At 42.7% G+C, this 18,072-nt stretch carries 22 protein-coding genes and 2 pseudogenes; 17 read left to right on the forward strand and 7 right to left on the reverse strand.

The window, feature by feature from the left end:
• From BN8899_RS19855 to BN8899_RS20880, 12 genes are all read left to right on the forward strand, one after another.
• Positions 1-930, forward strand: a 930-nt coding sequence (locus BN8899_RS19855) for an RHS repeat-associated core domain-containing protein (RefSeq protein ID WP_231932444.1), incomplete at its 5' end; no start/stop codon positions are given.
• Between the two features lie 69 nt (positions 931-999).
• Positions 1,000-1,716, forward strand: coding sequence for a hypothetical protein (locus BN8899_RS19860; RefSeq protein WP_065220632.1), 717 nt, complete (start codon positions 1,000-1,002; stop codon positions 1,714-1,716).
• A 13-nt stretch (positions 1,717-1,729) separates the two neighbouring features.
• Entirely contained in the window at positions 1,730-2,128 is a 399-nt protein-coding gene (locus tag BN8899_RS19865; protein ID WP_148375556.1) for a hypothetical protein, read from the forward strand.
• 158 nt (positions 2,129-2,286) lie between these two features.
• A complete protein-coding gene (locus BN8899_RS19870) occupies positions 2,287-2,904 on the forward strand; it encodes an RHS repeat-associated core domain-containing protein (protein WP_065220638.1) in 618 nt (205 codons plus the stop codon).
• A gap of 69 nt (positions 2,905-2,973) precedes the next feature.
• The gene (locus tag BN8899_RS19875) at positions 2,974-3,690 is read left to right on the forward strand and encodes a hypothetical protein (protein ID WP_065220632.1); all 717 of its coding nucleotides are present in this window, start codon (positions 2,974-2,976) and stop codon (positions 3,688-3,690) included.
• Positions 3,691-3,703: 13 nt separating this feature from the next.
• Complete coding sequence (locus BN8899_RS19880; RefSeq protein WP_148375556.1) at positions 3,704-4,102, forward strand: hypothetical protein; 399 nt, start codon at positions 3,704-3,706, stop codon at positions 4,100-4,102.
• Between the two features lie 423 nt (positions 4,103-4,525).
• A complete protein-coding gene (locus tag BN8899_RS19890; protein ID WP_065220640.1) occupies positions 4,526-5,014 on the forward strand; it encodes a hypothetical protein in 489 nt (162 codons plus the stop codon).
• Positions 5,008-5,844 (forward strand): energy transducer TonB, encoded by an 837-nt coding sequence (locus tag BN8899_RS19895; RefSeq protein WP_065220641.1) that lies wholly within the window; start codon positions 5,008-5,010, stop codon positions 5,842-5,844. Before BN8899_RS19890 ends, BN8899_RS19895 begins: the two co-directional genes overlap by 7 nt.
• A 125-nt stretch (positions 5,845-5,969) precedes the next feature.
• Positions 5,970-6,410: a hypothetical protein gene (locus tag BN8899_RS19900; RefSeq protein WP_065220642.1), complete on the forward strand. Its 441-nt coding sequence runs from the start codon at positions 5,970-5,972 to the stop codon at positions 6,408-6,410.
• Between the two features lie 261 nt (positions 6,411-6,671).
• Positions 6,672-7,139, forward strand: coding sequence for an energy transducer TonB (locus BN8899_RS19905; protein WP_187376971.1), 468 nt, complete (start codon positions 6,672-6,674; stop codon positions 7,137-7,139).
• A gap of 36 nt (positions 7,140-7,175) precedes the next feature.
• Complete coding sequence (locus BN8899_RS19910; protein ID WP_065220644.1) at positions 7,176-7,571, forward strand: hypothetical protein; 396 nt, start codon at positions 7,176-7,178, stop codon at positions 7,569-7,571.
• A gap of 52 nt (positions 7,572-7,623) precedes the next feature.
• The gene (locus BN8899_RS20880) at positions 7,624-7,782 is read left to right on the forward strand and encodes a hypothetical protein (protein WP_157237437.1); all 159 of its coding nucleotides are present in this window, start codon (positions 7,624-7,626) and stop codon (positions 7,780-7,782) included.
• A 210-nt stretch (positions 7,783-7,992) separates the two neighbouring features.
• Here BN8899_RS20880 and BN8899_RS20995 read toward each other — a convergent pair whose 3' ends face one another.
• From BN8899_RS20995 to BN8899_RS19940, 7 genes and pseudogenes are all read right to left on the reverse strand, one after another.
• The gene (locus tag BN8899_RS20995; protein ID WP_065220645.1) at positions 7,993-9,057 is read right to left on the reverse strand and encodes an alpha/beta hydrolase; all 1,065 of its coding nucleotides are present in this window, start codon (positions 9,055-9,057) and stop codon (positions 7,993-7,995) included.
• Between the two features lie 18 nt (positions 9,058-9,075).
• Entirely contained in the window at positions 9,076-9,753 is a 678-nt protein-coding gene (locus tag BN8899_RS21000; RefSeq protein WP_065220646.1) for a RibD family protein, read from the reverse strand.
• A gap of 96 nt (positions 9,754-9,849) precedes the next feature.
• Positions 9,850-10,026, reverse strand: a pseudogene (locus tag BN8899_RS20545) (aldo/keto reductase); the annotation flags it as partial.
• 146 nt (positions 10,027-10,172) lie between these two features.
• Positions 10,173-10,406: pseudogene (locus BN8899_RS19925) on the reverse strand (DapH/DapD/GlmU-related protein); the annotation flags it as partial.
• Positions 10,407-10,416: 10 nt separating this feature from the next.
• Positions 10,417-10,983, reverse strand: a complete 567-nt coding sequence (locus tag BN8899_RS19930; RefSeq protein ID WP_065220647.1) for a flavodoxin — start codon at positions 10,981-10,983, stop codon at positions 10,417-10,419.
• A 1-nt stretch (position 10,984) separates the two neighbouring features.
• Complete coding sequence (locus BN8899_RS19935; protein ID WP_082987143.1) at positions 10,985-11,815, reverse strand: carboxymuconolactone decarboxylase family protein; 831 nt, start codon at positions 11,813-11,815, stop codon at positions 10,985-10,987.
• Positions 11,816-11,938: 123 nt separating this feature from the next.
• The gene (locus BN8899_RS19940) at positions 11,939-12,751 is read right to left on the reverse strand and encodes a helix-turn-helix domain-containing protein (protein ID WP_065220648.1); all 813 of its coding nucleotides are present in this window, start codon (positions 12,749-12,751) and stop codon (positions 11,939-11,941) included.
• Between the two features lie 239 nt (positions 12,752-12,990).
• Between BN8899_RS19940 and BN8899_RS19945 the strand changes: the two genes are divergently transcribed.
• The 5 genes from BN8899_RS19945 to BN8899_RS19965 are packed head-to-tail and all read left to right on the forward strand — an operon-like array spanning position 12,991 to position 18,046.
• Positions 12,991-13,743, forward strand: coding sequence for an outer membrane lipoprotein-sorting protein (locus BN8899_RS19945; RefSeq protein WP_065220649.1), 753 nt, complete (start codon positions 12,991-12,993; stop codon positions 13,741-13,743).
• A gap of 1 nt (position 13,744) precedes the next feature.
• On the forward strand, positions 13,745-14,959 hold the full coding sequence (locus BN8899_RS19950; RefSeq protein ID WP_018339102.1) for an ABC transporter permease: 1,215 nt from the start codon (positions 13,745-13,747) through the stop codon (positions 14,957-14,959).
• Positions 14,956-16,188 carry an ABC transporter permease gene (locus BN8899_RS19955; RefSeq protein ID WP_082987144.1) on the forward strand — a complete coding sequence of 411 codons (1,233 nt, stop codon included), beginning with the start codon at positions 14,956-14,958 and terminating at the stop codon, positions 16,186-16,188. The genes BN8899_RS19950 and BN8899_RS19955 overlap by 4 nt, the downstream gene beginning before the upstream one ends.
• Before the next feature lie 20 nt (positions 16,189-16,208).
• Entirely contained in the window at positions 16,209-16,892 is a 684-nt protein-coding gene (locus BN8899_RS19960; RefSeq protein ID WP_065220651.1) for an ABC transporter ATP-binding protein, read from the forward strand.
• Positions 16,889-18,046: a hypothetical protein gene (locus tag BN8899_RS19965; protein ID WP_065220652.1), complete on the forward strand. Its 1,158-nt coding sequence runs from the start codon at positions 16,889-16,891 to the stop codon at positions 18,044-18,046. Before BN8899_RS19960 ends, BN8899_RS19965 begins: the two co-directional genes overlap by 4 nt.
• The last annotated feature ends 26 nt before the right edge of the window (positions 18,047-18,072 follow it).

Genomic DNA, 18,072 nt, shown 5'->3' on the forward strand with positions numbered 1-18,072 from the left:
ACCTGGAAAAACGGGAATGGAACGGAGAAGGCATACGTGTATTCTTATGACCCGTTGGGACAGTTGGAATCAGCTTCTTACAAAGAGAAGAGCGGGTCTAGTTGGTCAAATACGCCCGGGAAATACAATGTTAGCGGACTCACGTATGACCTGAACGGAAACATGAAGAGTATCCGTCGTAATAATAGCAACGGTTCTGTCTTGCACGCGATAAACTATACTTACGGCACTACAAATAACGGGAACGCCATTAGCCAAATCACCCTTAATAACACGTCATCGGGGACTTACGTGTATGATAAAAATGGTAATATGACAACCGATGGGTACAGGGGCATCACGATAACTTACAATGATTTGGATTTACCGTCAGAAATAAGTAAAGGACAAACAAAAATTTCGTACATTTACAGTGCTAGAGGTGAGAAGTTAGCACAAGAGGTGGCAACATCATCGGGGAGTTCTTTGACTTATTATCGTGGGGGAATGGTGTATAATGGAAATGCTTTGGATTATATATTGCATCCGGCAGGAGTAACACGCAAAGTAAGTAGCGGCTACGTTTATGATTATTATTTGACAGACCATCTTGGTAGTACCAGGGTTGTCCTCGAAGCGAGTGGCAACACGCTTGTGCCTATACAGACGACAGAATATTACCCGTTTGGCTTGGCTTTCGCGAACAACAACCTGGATAAAAACAAGTACTTATTCAGCGGGAAAGAAATACAAAACGTGACTTTCGGCAACGAGATGTTGGGAATGTATGATTTCGGTTCCAGGTTTTACGATCCTCTATTGAGCAGATGGTTTTGCCAGGATCCAGCATCGCAATTAGCTAGTCCTTACGGGTATTGCGCAAATAATCCGATTGCATTGGTTGATCCTGATGGAGAATTCATTTTTGGGTATTTATCTGGTTGGTTCTGAGGACTCTTCAAAGGTAAAAATCCATTTAAAGAAGGTTTCAAAGCTGCTAGAAATGAAGCTAAAATCACATTGGGATTATTCAGATCAGGAGGAGACCAGAATTTCTTTCAATCAGCATGGGAAGTTGTTTCTCGTTTCACGTGGCAATTGCCTCAGACGTTAGTTGGGTATGGCTATGCAAATTACTTGAATTATACTTCTGATACCAAGATTGATTATTACGGGGGAACAACAACAATTAGTACTCCCGCGATGAAAAATGCAGTTACACTTGGTAACTATATAGCAGGAAATCCAGACCTTGAAGCAGATCCATCGAACTATTTATTCCAGCACGAGTTTGGGCACTATTTACAAAGTAAAAAGTATGGACCTGCTTATTTGACTGCTTTTGCAATTCCAAGTGGATTGAGCGTGGCTAAAGGTAACGATCATAAATTATTTCGTGTCGAGCAAGATGCAAATGCACGGGCGATTAAGTATTTTAATAAAAGAGGTGTGCTTGATTGGAAATTTGAAAAAAATCAAATTGGTGATAATCCCTACCTGTGGGATATGTCAAATATATACGAGAATGCTTCTACACGAAAATTCACAGATGAATTTAGTAGTATGCTTAACTCTGTGATGAAAAAAGCAAGTTTTGGAGATTATTTTGCTCTATTTACCACTCCTTTAGGTGTGTATACTATCGGGAATACGCATTACAATTCTTATGAAAATATTGATTGGTCTGTTGTAAACCTTAATCGAGCACTTAATGTATCAACTGGAATTAGAAGATAAAAAATATGATATTATGAAACAGTTAGTTGTATTATTACTTATTTTTATAAGTATTCTTAGTTGTAGACGCCCTAGTAATAAAGAAGGGCGTCATGAAATTCTTCGGATTAGGAATGATTCGGATAAAGATTTGTATTACATCTCAAATTATTGCGATAGTATTTTACCTATAGATAATTTCATGAAAGATGCTCAAACGTTAGTGAAAAGTAAAAGCCAAAAAAAGGAATATGAACTTGGAGGATTTGAACATGATTTTCGTTTTTGTCCATACTTTATAATACTTTTTGTAGATGCAGAACTAAAAGAAACTCCATATGATACGATCAGAAAGTATGATATGGTACTCTACAGACGAAGTTATACTTTAGAACAACTAGATTCATTAAACTGGACAGTTACTGTACCATAAATACAATATTAGTAAGTGAAACAATATAAAAAGTGAAAGTAAGTGAATCTTGGAAACGGGACAAAATATCCCGTTTCCATAAAGGTAATAAATATTATTAGCCAAATTGCGCTTAATAACACGTTCTCTAAAACTTACATATATGAAAAAATGGTAATATGACAACCGATGGGTACAGGGGCATCACGATAACTTACAATGATTTGGATTTACCGTCAGAAATAAGTAAAGGACAAACAAAAATTTCGTACATTTACAGTGCTAGAGGTGAGAAGTTAGCACAAGAGGTGGCAACATCATCGGGGAGTTCTTTGACTTATTATCGTGGGGGAATGGTGTATAATGGAAATGCTTTGGATTATATATTGCATCCGGCAGGAGTAACACGCAAAGTAAGTAGCGGTTACGTTTATGATTATTATTTGACAGACCATCTTGGTAGTACCAGGGTTGTCCTCGAAGCGAGTGGCAACACGCTTGTGCCTATACAGACGACAGAATATTACCCGTTTGGCTTGGCTTTCGCGAACAACAACCTGGACAAAAACAAGTACTTGTTCAGCGGGAAAGAAATACAAAACGTGACTTTCGGCAACGAGATGTTGGGAATGTATGATTTCGGTTCCAGGTTTTACGATCCTCTATTGAGCAGATGGTTTTGCCAGGATCCAGCATCGCAATTAGCTAGTCCTTACGGGTATTGCGCAAATAATCCGATTGCATTGGTTGATCCTGATGGAGAATTCATTTTTGGGTATTTATCTGGTTGGTTCTGAGGACTCTTCAAAGGTAAAAATCCATTTAAAGAAGGTTTCAAAGCTGCTAGAAATGAAGCTAAAATCACATTGGGATTATTCAGATCAGGAGGAGACCAGAATTTCTTTCAATCAGCATGGGAAGTTGTTTCTCGTTTCACGTGGCAATTGCCTCAGACGTTAGTTGGGTATGGCTATGCAAATTACTTGAATTATACTTCTGATACCAAGATTGATTATTACGGGGGAACAACAACAATTAGTACTCCCGCGATGAAAAATGCAGTTACACTTGGTAACTATATAGCAGGAAATCCAGACCTTGAAGCAGATCCATCGAACTATTTATTCCAGCACGAGTTTGGGCACTATTTACAAAGTAAAAAGTATGGACCTGCTTATTTGACTGCTTTTGCAATTCCAAGTGGATTGAGCGTGGCTAAAGGTAACGATCATAAATTATTTCGTGTCGAGCAAGATGCAAATGCACGGGCGATTAAGTATTTTAATAAAAGAGGTGTGCTTGATTGGAAATTTGAAAAAAATCAAATTGGTGATAATCCCTACCTGTGGGATATGTCAAATATATACGAGAATGCTTCTACACGAAAATTCACAGATGAATTTAGTAGTATGCTTAACTCTGTGATGAAAAAAGCAAGTTTTGGAGATTATTTTGCTCTATTTACCACTCCTTTAGGTGTGTATACTATCGGGAATACGCATTACAATTCTTATGAAAATATTGATTGGTCTGTTGTAAACCTTAATCGAGCACTTAATGTATCAACTGGAATTAGAAGATAAAAAATATGATATTATGAAACAGTTAGTTGTATTATTACTTATTTTTATAAGTATTCTTAGTTGTAGACGCCCTAGTAATAAAGAAGGGCGTCATGAAATTCTTCGGATTAGGAATGATTCGGATAAAGATTTGTATTACATCTCAAATTATTGCGATAGTATTTTACCTATAGATAATTTCATGAAAGATGCTCAAACGTTAGTGAAAAGTAAAAGCCAAAAAAAGGAATATGAACTTGGAGGATTTGAACATGATTTTCGTTTTTGTCCATACTTTATAATACTTTTTGTAGATGCAGAACTAAAAGAAACTCCATATGATACGATCAGAAAGTATGATATGGTACTCTACAGACGAAGTTATACTTTAGAACAACTAGATTCATTAAACTGGACAGTTACTGTACCATAAATACAATATTAGTAAGTGAAACAATATAAAAAGTGAAAGTAAGTGAATCTTGGAAACGGGACAAAATATCCCGTTTCCATAAAGGTAATAAATATTATTAGCCAAATTGCGCTTAATAACACGTTCTCTAAAACTTACATATATGAAAAAATGGTAATATGACAACCGATGGGTACAGGGGCATCACGATAACTTACAATGATTTGGATTTACCGTCAGAAATAAGTAAAGGACAAACAAAAATTTCGTACATTTACAGTGCTAGAGGTGAGAAGTTAGCACAAGAGGTGGCAACATCATCGGGGAGTTCTTTGACTTATTATCGTGGGGGAATGGTGTATAATGGAAATGCTTTGGATTATATATTGCATCCGGCAGGAGTAACACGCAAAGTAAGTAGCGGCTACGTTTANTGATTATTATTTGACAGACCATCTTGGTAGTACCAGGGTTGTCCTCGAAGCGAGTGGCAACACGCTTGTGCCTATACAGACGACAGAATATTACCCGTTTGGCTTGGCTTTCGCGAACAACAACCTGGACAAGAACAAAATGTATGAAGCCGAGGGTTATTGGGGTAAAACAACTTCCTCAGGAGATATTTTTTATGGAGACTATGCATTTGATAACTATGCCATTTTGAAAGAAACATATATGAAAGAAAGCTATCATGCAAATAGAATTAAAAAAGGATTACCTATACCCGCTGTCCCTGATGGAGTTCCCTCTAAGTATTTAGAAGAAATAAATGGATATTTATATGCCTACAAAAATAGAGGATTGTATGGAAGAGGGAGCAAAAATATTCCATGGCAAGGAATAAATCATTACAAATTTCAATTAGAACTTTTTGATGTAAAAACCCCTAATTATCCTAAAAGTTTTATATACAAAATTTCAAGAAGATGGTAAAGAAAAGTATATTATTAAGTGTTATGTTTTTCATAATTTTGAATGTCCAAGCAATACATAAGTTCAATTGTAAGATTGAGGTTGCGGATACAACTAAGTTTAGTGATGATCTTATTACTTATATAAGTACTTCTCCTGTGTTTGACGGAGATATAGAAGGATTTATAAATAAAGAATTAATATATCCTCCACAAGCTTTAGCTGATTCTTTAGAAGGGGTTGTATATGTCAGTTTGTATATTGATACATTAGGGCAAACATTTAATCATTCTATAACACGGGGTATAAACCCAGAATTGGATCAAGAAGCATTAAGGGTTGCGAAATTAATACATTTCAAAAAACCCGCAATGCAAAAAGAAAAAACAATTATAGTTCCTTTGATCGTACCTGTTCGTTTTAGACTTTCTGACATTCAATACTTATTGAATAGGCAAAATAGAGCATCTAATCAATTGGAAATTTTTATCCAATATCCAATTGTAAAACATTGTCATAATTGTTGGACTATATCATTTGAGATTGCAAAAGATACTTTACATATAAACAAAATAACTTATACGATCTTTTTCAAATCTAAAAAAGATCGTTGTTTTATAGTGCAAATATCAAAAGAATCCGAGATTTTAAGTTTTTCAAATAATCAACGTATTGATAACAATACATATACAAGCAAATATGGTTGCATTTTTTATAAGGAGAAAGATATCGAATTATTAAGCTCCTTAAAAAAACAAAAGAATATAGGTCTAAACTTTTTTAAAATGAACAATGTTGAACGTTTAAAATATCTTGATTATCTATATTACAAGTACAACAAGAACTTGTAAGTATTTATTTAAAAACATAAAATTCTTCAGATCAAAAATGATTCAAATAAAGGTATGCTTCAACTTTAGCCTACACAAATGGCTTTCGACCAGATTTATTTCATATCATTTAATACAAAAATAAAATGAGAGCAATTATATTATTATTAATTAGTTTTAGTATTTGGGGATTGTTAGGAATGAAGGCAAATAAAAAAGAAATGTTTATTCGTTACATTCCTACAAAAACTCCAACGGATTTATCGATTGTTTTTATGTCTGTTGATAGTGCAGGAGTGATGAACGAAACAATGTATAAAATTCATTATAAACGAATATTATCTGACAAGTATAATATCTCAAGAATAAAAAAATATGATTTACAATTTAATGATTCGATAGAAAGACTGAAAAATGGTAATATCCGTACCAAGAAAACAGGACATGAATATTTGAGTAATGAGAATTATCGTTGTAGTCAGTATACTTTTCTTGATTCAGTGTTATTTGGAAATGAATACATATCTGGATATCATCAAGATCGTTCAAGAATACTTGATAGTCTTTATTTAAATCAAAATAAGTGATAAAGATGTGATTGTTGAACTTATGACTTAGTATATGTTATACTGAAAAATGATTTTTGAATTGAGCAAGGAGGGAATTTGTTTTTCTCCTTTGCTCATGATTTCGTGGGACAGGTTATTTACATGGAATGAATTTATTAAAGAGAATACATTGTGGAGAAAAATTATTAATAATATATATAAAATTCCAAGAAGATGGTAAGATACACAAACATGATAAGTCTTTTGCTTATAACATTTTATAGCAAACAGATAAATGATATGAATATAGTGAAGTATGGTTATACCAATACCTCATTTATTAGTCCAAAGTTAGGACTGGATTCAATTGTTCCAGTATCCAATGATAGTATTAGTAGTGATAGTACTGACTACGAGGATTATCTTATATTTGTTTATGATGATATGCCATCTACAAAAAAAGATTTGTGTAAATTTATAAAAAAGCAAATGAATTATCCTCCTAAAGCATTGAGAGATTCACTTGAAGGTCGGGTTTATGTAGAATGTATTGTTGATACATTAGGTTTTACAATCAACCATAAAATTATTAGAGGAGTCCGTCAAGACATCGATGATGAAGCTTTAAGAATTGCTCGTTTGATAAAATTTGACAAGCCTGCATTGCAAAGGGGAAAACCTGTTGAAGTGAAATATTGTCTTCCTATTATCTTTGAATTACCCACGAAGAAAAAAGATCGGAGAAGAAAACATTTGTCAACTTTTTGAATAAAAAAACATTACATACGACATAATCAAGTCTGAATGAAACAGATTATCGTGTTATTATTGGTATTACTAGGAGCATTTAGTTGTAGACCTAAAAATAAGGAAGGGCGTCATGAAATCCTTCGAATTAGGAATGATTCGGATAAAGATTTATTTTATGATCGGGGAACTTGTGATACCTTGCTACCAATTTATAATTTCATGGGACAAGCCCCTGCATTTATAAAAAGTAAAAGCCAAGTAAAAGAATATCGCATTGGAGGTTTTGAATATGATTTTCGTTTTTGTTCGTATCTAACACTACTTTTTATTGATGCAAAATTATTAAAAATTCCGTATGATACGATCAGAAAGTATGATATGGTACTCTACAGACGAAGTTATACTTTGGAACAACTGGATTCATTAAACTGGACAGTTACTGTACCATAAATGTAATATTAGTAGGTGAAATAAAAATCCCCTCTGGCATTTTGATTCCGAGGTGACAACAGCCCGTTATTACATCCCTTCGTTCAACCTGAGCGATGCTCATTGGAATGTTGTTTCACGGGCGGCAGACGGCCAGAACGGCAAGGGTATTAGTATCATTCGCCCGGGGCACGCTTGGTGGAAACGCCTCCGTCCGGCGGTAGAAAAGTAACCGGGAATCATCCGTGGGCAAAATAGACAACAATTTGTTCGCTTACACGCGAATGGGTAAAATCATCCCGCGTAAGTCCCCCGGTAAACACAAAAAAATGTGATACAATCTCAGTTCCTATTTAGTTATTCAACTGACACAAAGGTAAAAGCAAAGCCCCGCAACATATTTGCCGCGAGGCTCAATTTGCTTTGTTCTGGAGTCCGGTTCTTATTTTTCTTTCAGGACTTTTTTGAAGAACGTATCTATTTTATCGAAAGGAATCACTTCAAGATTGTCGTACAAATCGACATGGTTAGCTCCCGGAATAATCAGCAGTTCCTTGTTATCGCCTGTCAGCCGCTTGTAGGCATCCTCGCTGAAATAGCGAGAATGAGCTTCAGCGCCGTGTATCATCAGCACGGCATTACGGATCTCGCCGATATAGGAAAGAAGGGGCATATTGATAAATGCCAGAGAACTGGTCTTGTTAATTCCTTTGTTGGAATTGGGGGAACGACGGTGATAGCCTCGCTCCGTTTTGTAATAGTCGTGGTACTGACGGACGAAAAGCGGGGCATCTTCCGGAACGGGATCTACCACGCCACCGTCGCGTTCGTAACTACCGTTACGGTAATCTTCGGTACGCTGGGCATTGAGCCGTTCGCGTAGCTTGTAACGGTCGTCCGCCGACATGGTATCGAAATAACCGTTGGCATTCACACGGCTCATGTCATACATGGTGGAAGTAACGGTCGCTTTGATACGCGGGTCGTTGGCCGCGGCATTAAGAGCGAACCCACCCCAGCCGCAGATGCCAAGGATACCAATACGCTCCGAATCGACATCCTCACGGGTGGTCAGGTAATCGACCGCCGCGCTGAAATCGTCAGTACTGATTTCAGGTGAGGTCAAGTTGCGAGGCATGCCGCCGCTCTCGCCGTAAAACGAGGGATCGAAAGCAATGGTCAGGAATCCCCGCTCGGCAAGAGCCTGGGCGTAACGTCCCGACACCTGCTCTTTGACAGCCCCGTAAGGACCGCTTACGGCGATAGCGGGCAAAGTACCTTGCACGTTTTTCGGCTTGTACATGTCTGCGGCAAGCGTGATGCCGTAGCGATTATGGAACGTGATTTTTGTATGTTCCACTTTGTCACTTTGCGGGAATGTCTTGTCCCACTCCCGCGTTAATTCCAATGTTTCCATATCTGTTGATTTTATCTTCTTTTCCTTATTACTCACGCTGCAACTCGTAAAAGCCAGCAACGTCATGATAGCAAATGCTTGTATCTTCATAATCTGCTTGGATTCATATTATTTCATCTTGTAGCGCAGCCAGACTATATCCGTCGGCCACCGCTCCACGCTTTCCAGTTTCAGACGGAACGGGTTGCATCCCGTGTCGGCTATACCGTCGAAAACGGCCGTCTGCCCTTTGCGCCCGTCAATGCCGGGGGCTACCATGATACTGACCTCGTCGATCAGTCCAGCCTCCAGAAATCCGCCGCAGATATGCCCGCCCCCGACGATTGCAAGGCGTTTAACCCCGAAATGCTCGGACAGAGCTTCCATAGCTTTAGGCAGATCAATTCGTCCTTTTCCGACCGCAATCCAAGAAATACCTTGTTGCCGAAGTGTTTCCAGATACGCTTCGGATACTTCTTCACTGACGATGCAGAGTAACGGATGCCCGTCAGCCTCATTCGCCTGCCAGCGCAGTTTCCCACGCGTATCCACTACAATGGTGTATTCATCCGATTCTCGGGCAACATAAATGGAAGTCCTGCCTATCGGGGTTCCCTCCATTCGGGAAGATTCCTCTTTGACAGCCGTACATTCCAAAGCGGTAGTCACTCGCCCGGAAAGTTTCGAGCAAGAACCGAGTTTCTCCAACGCGATATAGTATTCGTCCGCACTCAGTTGCCCGACCATCGGGCAGTCGATGCGGCCATCGACGGATGTCATCATGTGACTGATAATGTAAGGTTTCATATTTTACTGTTTTATAATAATCTGGAACAAAGGTAGCTCCGTTTAGCCGATTCGTCATTAGACAGATTACGGATTGAGCTACCATTTTTACCGATTTTAGTGTCCGACCTGTTTTTGCTGTTCGGCGTTGTAACGATCTCCCACAACCGGAATGGCAACCACCGTATCTTCCAGTTCTCTCCACTCTTCCGGAGAGAAGGAAAATTCAAGCGTGCGCAGATTCTCTTCCAAATGCGACAGTTTCGTCGTTCCGGGAATCGGCACGATCCACGGCGGCTGATGTTCATTTTATTATCTTCTTTCATGGTTTCCATAAATCTTCATGTTTTAATGTTCTGCTACAAAGTTAAAAAAAGAGCCTCGCAACATCTTTGCTGCGAGGCTCAAAACACTTTGTCGGGAAGTTCACTCCGTTAAAATCACATGCCGTTTTTTATATGCTTGATCACTTTGGCAGGATTCCCGGCAACAATAGTGTCAGGCTCTACATCGCACGTCACGACACTGCCGGCCCCGACCACCGCATTCTCACCAACGGTAACACCTGGAAGAATCGTCACACCGGCTCCGATCCACGCCCGTCGGCAGATATGTATAGGCTTGCAGGTAATTACCCACCTATTTTCCAAATCGTGATTATTGGAGATAAATTCTTCCATAAACTTACTTGCTTGCCTGTTTCGCCCATTCTCCAGCTTGCTTTACACCTCCATTAAGCAGTCTGCCCTCTTTCCACACGATTTTCGGGTAGAGTTTCTTGAGCTGTTTGACACTGCCCATTATCGAACTTCCGCCGGAAGTGGCGAACGGAATGACAGTTTTACCGGAGAAGTCGTATTTTTCGAGGAACGTATTGACCGGACGCGGACACAAATCCCACCAAATCGGATACCCCACGAATATCACGTCATAATCTTTCGGGGCAACAGATTCACCGCCCAATTCCGGTCGTGAATTCTCGGTATTCATTTCAACCGAACTTCGGCTTTTCTTGTTGTTCCAATCGAGGTCGGCTGATGTGTAGGCTTTAGCGGGAGTTATCCGGTAAAGTTTGCCGCCGGTTGCTTTGGCAATGGCATCCGCTACTTTTTCAGTTGTTCCGGTGCAGGAAAAATAGGCGACAAGGATTTTTTTGTTCGATGACGCACTGGTGTCCGTGACTTGTTTCTGCGCATTTGCCGCGCCGCTGAAACTGATAAGGCTCATAATTATCAATATTACGTGTTTCATCTCATTTTAATTTTGAATATTCTTTATCACTTACAGGCTCAAGCCATTCGTTGCTGTTATTCTCACCGGGGACCTCAATGGCAAGGTGGGAAAACCAACTGTCGGGAGCCGCTCCGTGCCAGTGTTTCACGCCCGCCGGAATATGGATAGCATCACCGGGCCGCAATTCGACCGCCTCTTTTCCCCATTCCTGATAATAACCGCGGCCTCCCACGCATACGAGCGTCTGTCCGCCGCCTTTCGTGGCGTGGTGTACATGCCAGTTGTTGCGGCAACCCGGCTCAAAAGTGACATTTACGACAGGAACGCCAGCCGTCACCACGGGCGCAACATAGCTTTGTCCGATAAAATACTTGGCATAGGCATCATTCGGCTTGCCGACTGGAAAAATGATGGTTTGTGCATATGCTTCGAGCGAATCGACTGCAGTACTATCGGCATTTTCGGTCCAAACTTCTTTTGCCATACGAAAAGCTGCCCATGCCTTGGGCCAGCCTGCATAGAAGGCGGCATGGGTGAGGATTTCGGCCATTTCGGTTTTGCTTACTCCGTTTTTTTTGGCCGATTCAAGGTGATACTTGAACGAAGAGTCGGTCAATCCCTGCGACATGAGGGCGACCACCGTTACGATGGAACGGTCACGGAGCGAAAGCAGGTCGTTGCGGCTCCAGACCTCCCCGAAAAGGATGTCGTCATTGAGATGCGCGAACTCGGGAGCGAACTCGCCGAGCGCGTCACGTCCGGCTGTTTGCTTGATTTTTACTTGTGATCTTGCCATGATTGGAAATATTAAAGTTAATAATAAAACCAATGAAGTTACTTTTGTTTTCATACCGTTTGATTTTAATTCTACTTTTTATGGAGATCGGCATTCGATTCTCAAATGCAAAGATACGAAACAAGCCTTGCAGCAACTTTGCTGTAAAGCTCAAACTTCTTTGTCAGGAGGTTCATTTTACCAAGATGGAGCTGCCCCGTATGCCTCCTTGTATATTTTGGAGAAATGCGACAAGTTTTTGAAACCTACGTCGAAGCAGACTTCTGTTACCTTCTTTTTCCCCGATTTGATCAAGTCATGAGCAGCTTCGAGGCGCCGTTTGATGATCCATTTTTGAGGTGTCAGGTTACTCACTTTGGCAAAATCCCGTTTGAACGTGGCCAGGCTGCGCCCCGTGTAGCTTGCGATTTCCTCCATCGACAAGTCGCACATATAGTTCTCGTTCAGGTAATCGAGAATGTCTATTTTCCAAGGTTCGACGAAATCGAACAGCGAAGCATAAAGGTTCCTGTCCGTGTTGAGTAAGACATAGACGCCCTCGACCATCTTCAATTTCAGAATATCCTCCGAAGGCTTCTCTCCGGCATCGAAATAAGGGACAAGCGACTCGAACAGAGAGCGGATATCCGGTCGGTTGTTCGGCAACACACGCAGACTCACCTTTTCGCGCTTTGAATCAACAGGAATCTCTTGACGGTTGAGTGTTTGGTAAAACTCCCGAAGAAAAGCCCTTGAAAATTTCAACGTGATAGAGCGATAGGGTTCCTCATCCTTTACGTGTTTCTGTAACCACATCCTGTTGTCACGTCGCATGAAAGCGCAATCCCCCGGGTGCAAAACCGTTTTCTTTCCACATTCCTCGATTTCCAATTCTCCGGAACACAGATAAATAAGCGTATGTTCCCGATTTTCGTGGGCGCATCTCCGGTCATCGGTAAAATAACTCGCTATAAGCACATTCGAGCAATTGAATACATCAAGTTTTTCCATATCCTTGGCTTCTTATTTTTGCAAAAATAGTGCATTATTTTCAGACATTGTTTGTTATAGGGATCATTTTGAAGTCAAACATTTTTTTTCATTTTCAATTGAATTTTGTCACCCATTTTCCGTTTTTTCCTGTCGTAAATAGGGTCTTTAAAATAAAAAGAGAATTGAAGTACCCTATTTTAACCTTTCGTTCGTTATAAACGAGAAAGAGAAAATATAACTAAACTAATAACAGGAACATGACGAAAAGATTCATCTTTATCTGTTGCGTTTTGCTATTTGGCGGAAGCCTTAGCGCGCAAGAACTCACGGCAAAACAAATTCTGGAAAAAGTGACCAGCAACAAACAAGGAGAGACCCTTTACTCGGAAGTCACCATGACCATCGTGCGCCCGACGTGGACGCGGGTTGTAGGCATAAAGAACTGGACAAAAGGAGAAAAGTACTCCCTGATCCTGATCACTTCGCCAGCAAAAGACAAGGGACAGGCTTTCCTGAAAAGGGATAAAGACTTGTGGAACTGGATGCCGAGCATCGACCGGATGGTAAAAATGTCCTCCTCCGTCATGGGACAATCGTGGATGGGAAGCGATTTCACGAACGATGATATGACAAAACACTCGTCCAAGCTGGAAGATTACACCCACGAGCTGAACGGAACGGAAAACGTGAGGGGCGACGAGTGCTACAAACTGACTCTCGTTCCCAGGGAAGAGGCGGCAGTGGTGTGGGGAAAGATCGTCATGTGGATTACCAAAAAAGATTTTATCGAGGTGAAATCGGAATTTTATGATGAAGATGGTGTTCTGATCAATACTTATAACGGCTACGACATCAAGGAATACCAGGGACGGAAGATTCCTTCCCGGCTGGAAGTGGTCCCGGCAGACAAGCCGAACCAGAAGACCGTCCTGACCGTGCTCAAGAACGACTTCAACAAACCCATGAGTGACGACTTCTTTTCCCAACAAAACATGAAAAAACTTAGATAACATGATAAAACTCGCCTGGCGAAATATATGGCGCAACTCCCGGAGAACCTGTATCACGGTTGCCTCCGTGTTTTCAGCCGTACTATTCAGCATATTAACCATATCCCTATCCGACGGGAGCTGGAACAAGCTCATGGACAACCTCCTGCGTACCCAAGTCGGACACATCGAAATTCACCAGAAAGGATACCGGGAGGAGAAAACGATAGACAATTACATGACGATGGACGAGGCCACGATCGAGAAATTGCGTACCCTGCCCCACATCACGAACGTATCGCCGAGGGTGGAAACTTTTGCCATGGCTTCCTCCGACAAGACCACGAAAGGGGTCGGCATCGTGGGGATCGACCCCGTGCAGGAAGACTACAAATCTTCGCTATCCCAACGTATCGTCAAGGGCAATTACCTGAAACAGGATGATGACGGCGTCCTGCTCGGCAAAGGGTTGAGCGAATTCCTGCAAGTGCAGGTCGGCGACACGATTGCCCTCATGGGACAAGGCTACCACGGCACGAATGCCATCGGGTTGTTTCCCGTCCGGGGCATCGTGTCTATCATTATCCCGGAAATGGACAAAGGCTTTATATACATGACACTCCCGAGCGCCCATTCGTATATCAACATGGAGGACGGGTACAGCGGGATGCTCATTTCCATTGACAAAGACGAGAACTTGGAAAAAGCACGCGACGCCGTGTTGACCTCCATAGATGCCTCCCCGTATGACGTGATGCGCTGGCAAGAATCCATGGAAAACCTGCTGACGCAATCAAGAGCGAATAAAGTATTTTCCAAAATCATCATGTTCATCCTGTACGTGATCGTGGGATTCGGAATCCTGGGAACCGTGATCATGATGACGAACGAACGCAGGCACGAGTTCGGGGTGGTCGTCGCCCTGGGCATGAAACGGCAAACGCTGTCGAACGTCGTGTGCATGGAGTTGTTCTTCATGACGCTTCTGGGGGCTTGCCTGGCAATAGCGGTCAGCATCCCGATCACGTTCTATTTCAGCTACTACCCCATCCGACTCACGGGAGAACTGGCAAAAATCGCGCTCGGGTACGGCATGGAACCCGTGATCCCCATGGCTACCAGCGCGCACATTTACATCAACCAGGCGCTGGTCATTCTATTTATCACGTGCCTGACGATCACGTACCCCATCAGTAAAATACTTCAACTCAAAGTCAATAAAGCCATTCGCCCATGAAAATAACACTCATGCTGATGCGCCTGTCATGGAAAAACATCTGGCGCAACAAATTCCGCAGTATATTGATCCTTAGCGCAATTGCCATCGGACTCTTTGCCGGGACCTTCACGGTCGCGTTCATCGCGGGCTGGGGACGTGCCACGATCGAAACGGAAATATGCAACCAACTATCGCACACGCAAATACACACGCCTGACTTCAGTTACAATTACGATATCAATTCCTATTTCCTCGAGGATCGGATAGCCCCGGTCGTTGACTCGGTAACCCACTTGAATAGCATCAGTTACAGGTTGAAACTATACGGGGTACTTGCTTCCGCCTCCAACACCGTGGGGACGTTCGTCCATGCTATCGACCCGGAGGAAGAAAAGGCGACCACCACGATCTACCAGTATATCCCCGATTCACTCGGTACATTCCTGGAAAAGGGTAAATTACCCATCGTGATCAGCCAAAGGACGGCAAAGAAACTGAACGCCCGCTTAAAGACCAAAGTGGTGCTCTCGCTCCAGGACGTCAACGGCGATATGCAAAGCGTGGCATTCCGCGTGGGAGGAATCTTCAAGACAAACAACAGCATATTTGACGAATCCACTATATTCGTGCGAAAAAGCGATATTCTTCCCTACACGGGGCTACCGGAAGGCGTGGCGCACGAGGCCGCCATCCTCGCCAACAACGTCAGTACCGGCAAGGAAATCACGAAAGCCTTGGGTAAAGCCCTTCCCGACATGGATGTGCAAGGCTGGAACGAATTGCAACCGGCTCTCGGGCTTATTCACGCGTGGACAGACCTGATCAACGTGATTATCTTATCCATATTCCTCGTGGCGCTCTCTTTCGGTATCGTGAACACGATGCTTATGGCCGTGCTGGAACGCACGAAAGAATTGGGCGTGCTTGCCTGCATCGGGATGAACAAAAGGAATATATTCAAGATGGTGATGTTTGAAACGCTGTGCCTGACCGTCGTGGGCAGCGGGATAGGCATCTTGCTGGCGTCGTGGGTCATCGGGTACACGGGAGAACACGGCATAGACCTCGGGTTCATGCTCAATGCCAATTACGAACGCTTCGGGTTTAGCTCGGTGGTTTACCCGATACTGGAAACCCGGGCTTTCCTGGAGATCATCGCACTCGTGGTCATTACCGGTATTATATCAGCGATCTACCCCGCCCGGAAAGCATTGAAGATCAATTCCTGGGAAGCTACAAAATGTTAACAACTAAAACCAATACCATTATGCCAATCATAGAAACCATTAATTTATACAAGACATACAAAGAACAAACGTCTGAAGTACACGCCGTTGACAACGTAAATATCAGTATTACCGAGGGGGAATTCACAGCCATCGTGGGTCCCTCCGGCTCCGGCAAGACCACTCTGCTGAACCTGATCGGGGGATTGGATACCCCAACTTCCGGGAATCTGTTTATTGACGGGCAAGACATCTCGCGCTTGAAACCCAAGGAAATGGTAGATTTCCGGTTGCACCATATCGGGTTCGTGTTCCAGTCGTTCAACCTTATCCCCGTGCTAAGCGCCAAAGAAAATGTCGCTTTTGTCATGGAACTGCAAGGACGGAAAAAAGGTGAACGGGACACGCGGGCACAAGAACTGCTGGAAGCCGTGGGGCTTGGCGACCGGGCAAACAGCCGCCCTTCCAAACTTTCCGGCGGACAACAGCAGCGTGTGGCGGTGGCTCGTGCCCTGGCATCGAAACCCAAATTCATCCTTGCCGACGAGCCTACCGCGAACCTGGATAGCAAATCCGCCGAGAACCTTTTGGACATGATGGAAAAACTCAACCAGAAAGAGAATGTCACGTTCGTGTTCTCGACACACGACCCGCGGATCATGGCAAAAGCAAGGCGGATCATCACCCTCGAAGACGGTAAAATCATTAACGACATCGTGAAATGAAAAAATATATTGTTCTTTTTTGTGTTATCATTTCATCCCAAGACCTCTTCTCGCAAGAGGTCGGCAAGATCGAATTCACAGGCTACGTGAACGAAATGTTTTCCGTGTTCACCGAGAATTTGGATAATTCATGGTACTGGCAAAACACCGTGCACAACCGCCTGACGTTCGGTTGGCAACCCGGAGAATACTGGAGAATCGACGCCGGCATACGAAACCGATTGTTTAGCGGCGACTTTCTCGATATTCCCGGGTACGCCAAAAACATGGGAAAAGACAATGGCTACATGGACTTGTCGTGGAACATCATGGACAAGAAAAACGCCCTGCTGAACATGGCGTGCGACCGGCTCTATCTCACGTTCGAGAAAGAAAAATGGTGCCTGAAACTGGGACGCCAACGGGTAAACTGGGGACAGACGTTCGTGTGGAACGCGAACGACCTGTTCAATAGCTACTCGTTCTTTGATTTCGACTACATCGAACGTCCCGGCTGCGATGCTTTCCGGGGAACGTATTACCACAACGCCACCTCTTTCAGCGAAGTGGTCGTTTCCCTCGACCATTCCAAAAAGGTCACCGCCGCCCTTTTACACCACGGCACGATCAAGAACTTTGACTACCAAGTTATGACCGGTATTCAAGCGGAAGACGATTATGTCGTGGGAGGCGCTTTCACGGGAGATGTAAAAGGAGTGAATTTACGCGGGGAATTTGCTTACCGGCAGCCTTTGGACAATTTCGGCAAATCAACCGGGATTATTGAAGCCTCTTTCGGAGCCGACTACCTGTTCTCCAATCAACTGATGTTGCAGGGCGAGGTCATGTACAACAATAAAGGAAGCATCTTCTCGGCAAATAATATCCTCAACCTCATACTCCATCCCTCGTCGGCAAACATCATGAGTGCCATGAATAGCTGGAACGTGGTCGGCATGGTATTCTATCCCCCGACCGACCGCCTGTCCCTGTCCATTTCGGGGATGTATATGTCCGGGTTGGAAACCTGTTTCGCCGGGGTGATCATGGATTATTCCCTGTGGAGGAATCTTGATTTCTCGGTCATCTCGCAATACTTCACGACCGTGGGCGACACGATTCCCATTGACGCGAGGGCTTGGTTCGGTTTCGCCCGTTTAAAATTTTCGTTCTAAAGTAATGATTCATTCAAAAAAACTAT

The organism is Butyricimonas sp. Marseille-P2440, assembly GCF_900091675.1.
GTDB classification, from domain to species: Bacteria; Bacteroidota; Bacteroidia; order Bacteroidales; family Marinifilaceae; genus Butyricimonas; species Butyricimonas synergistica.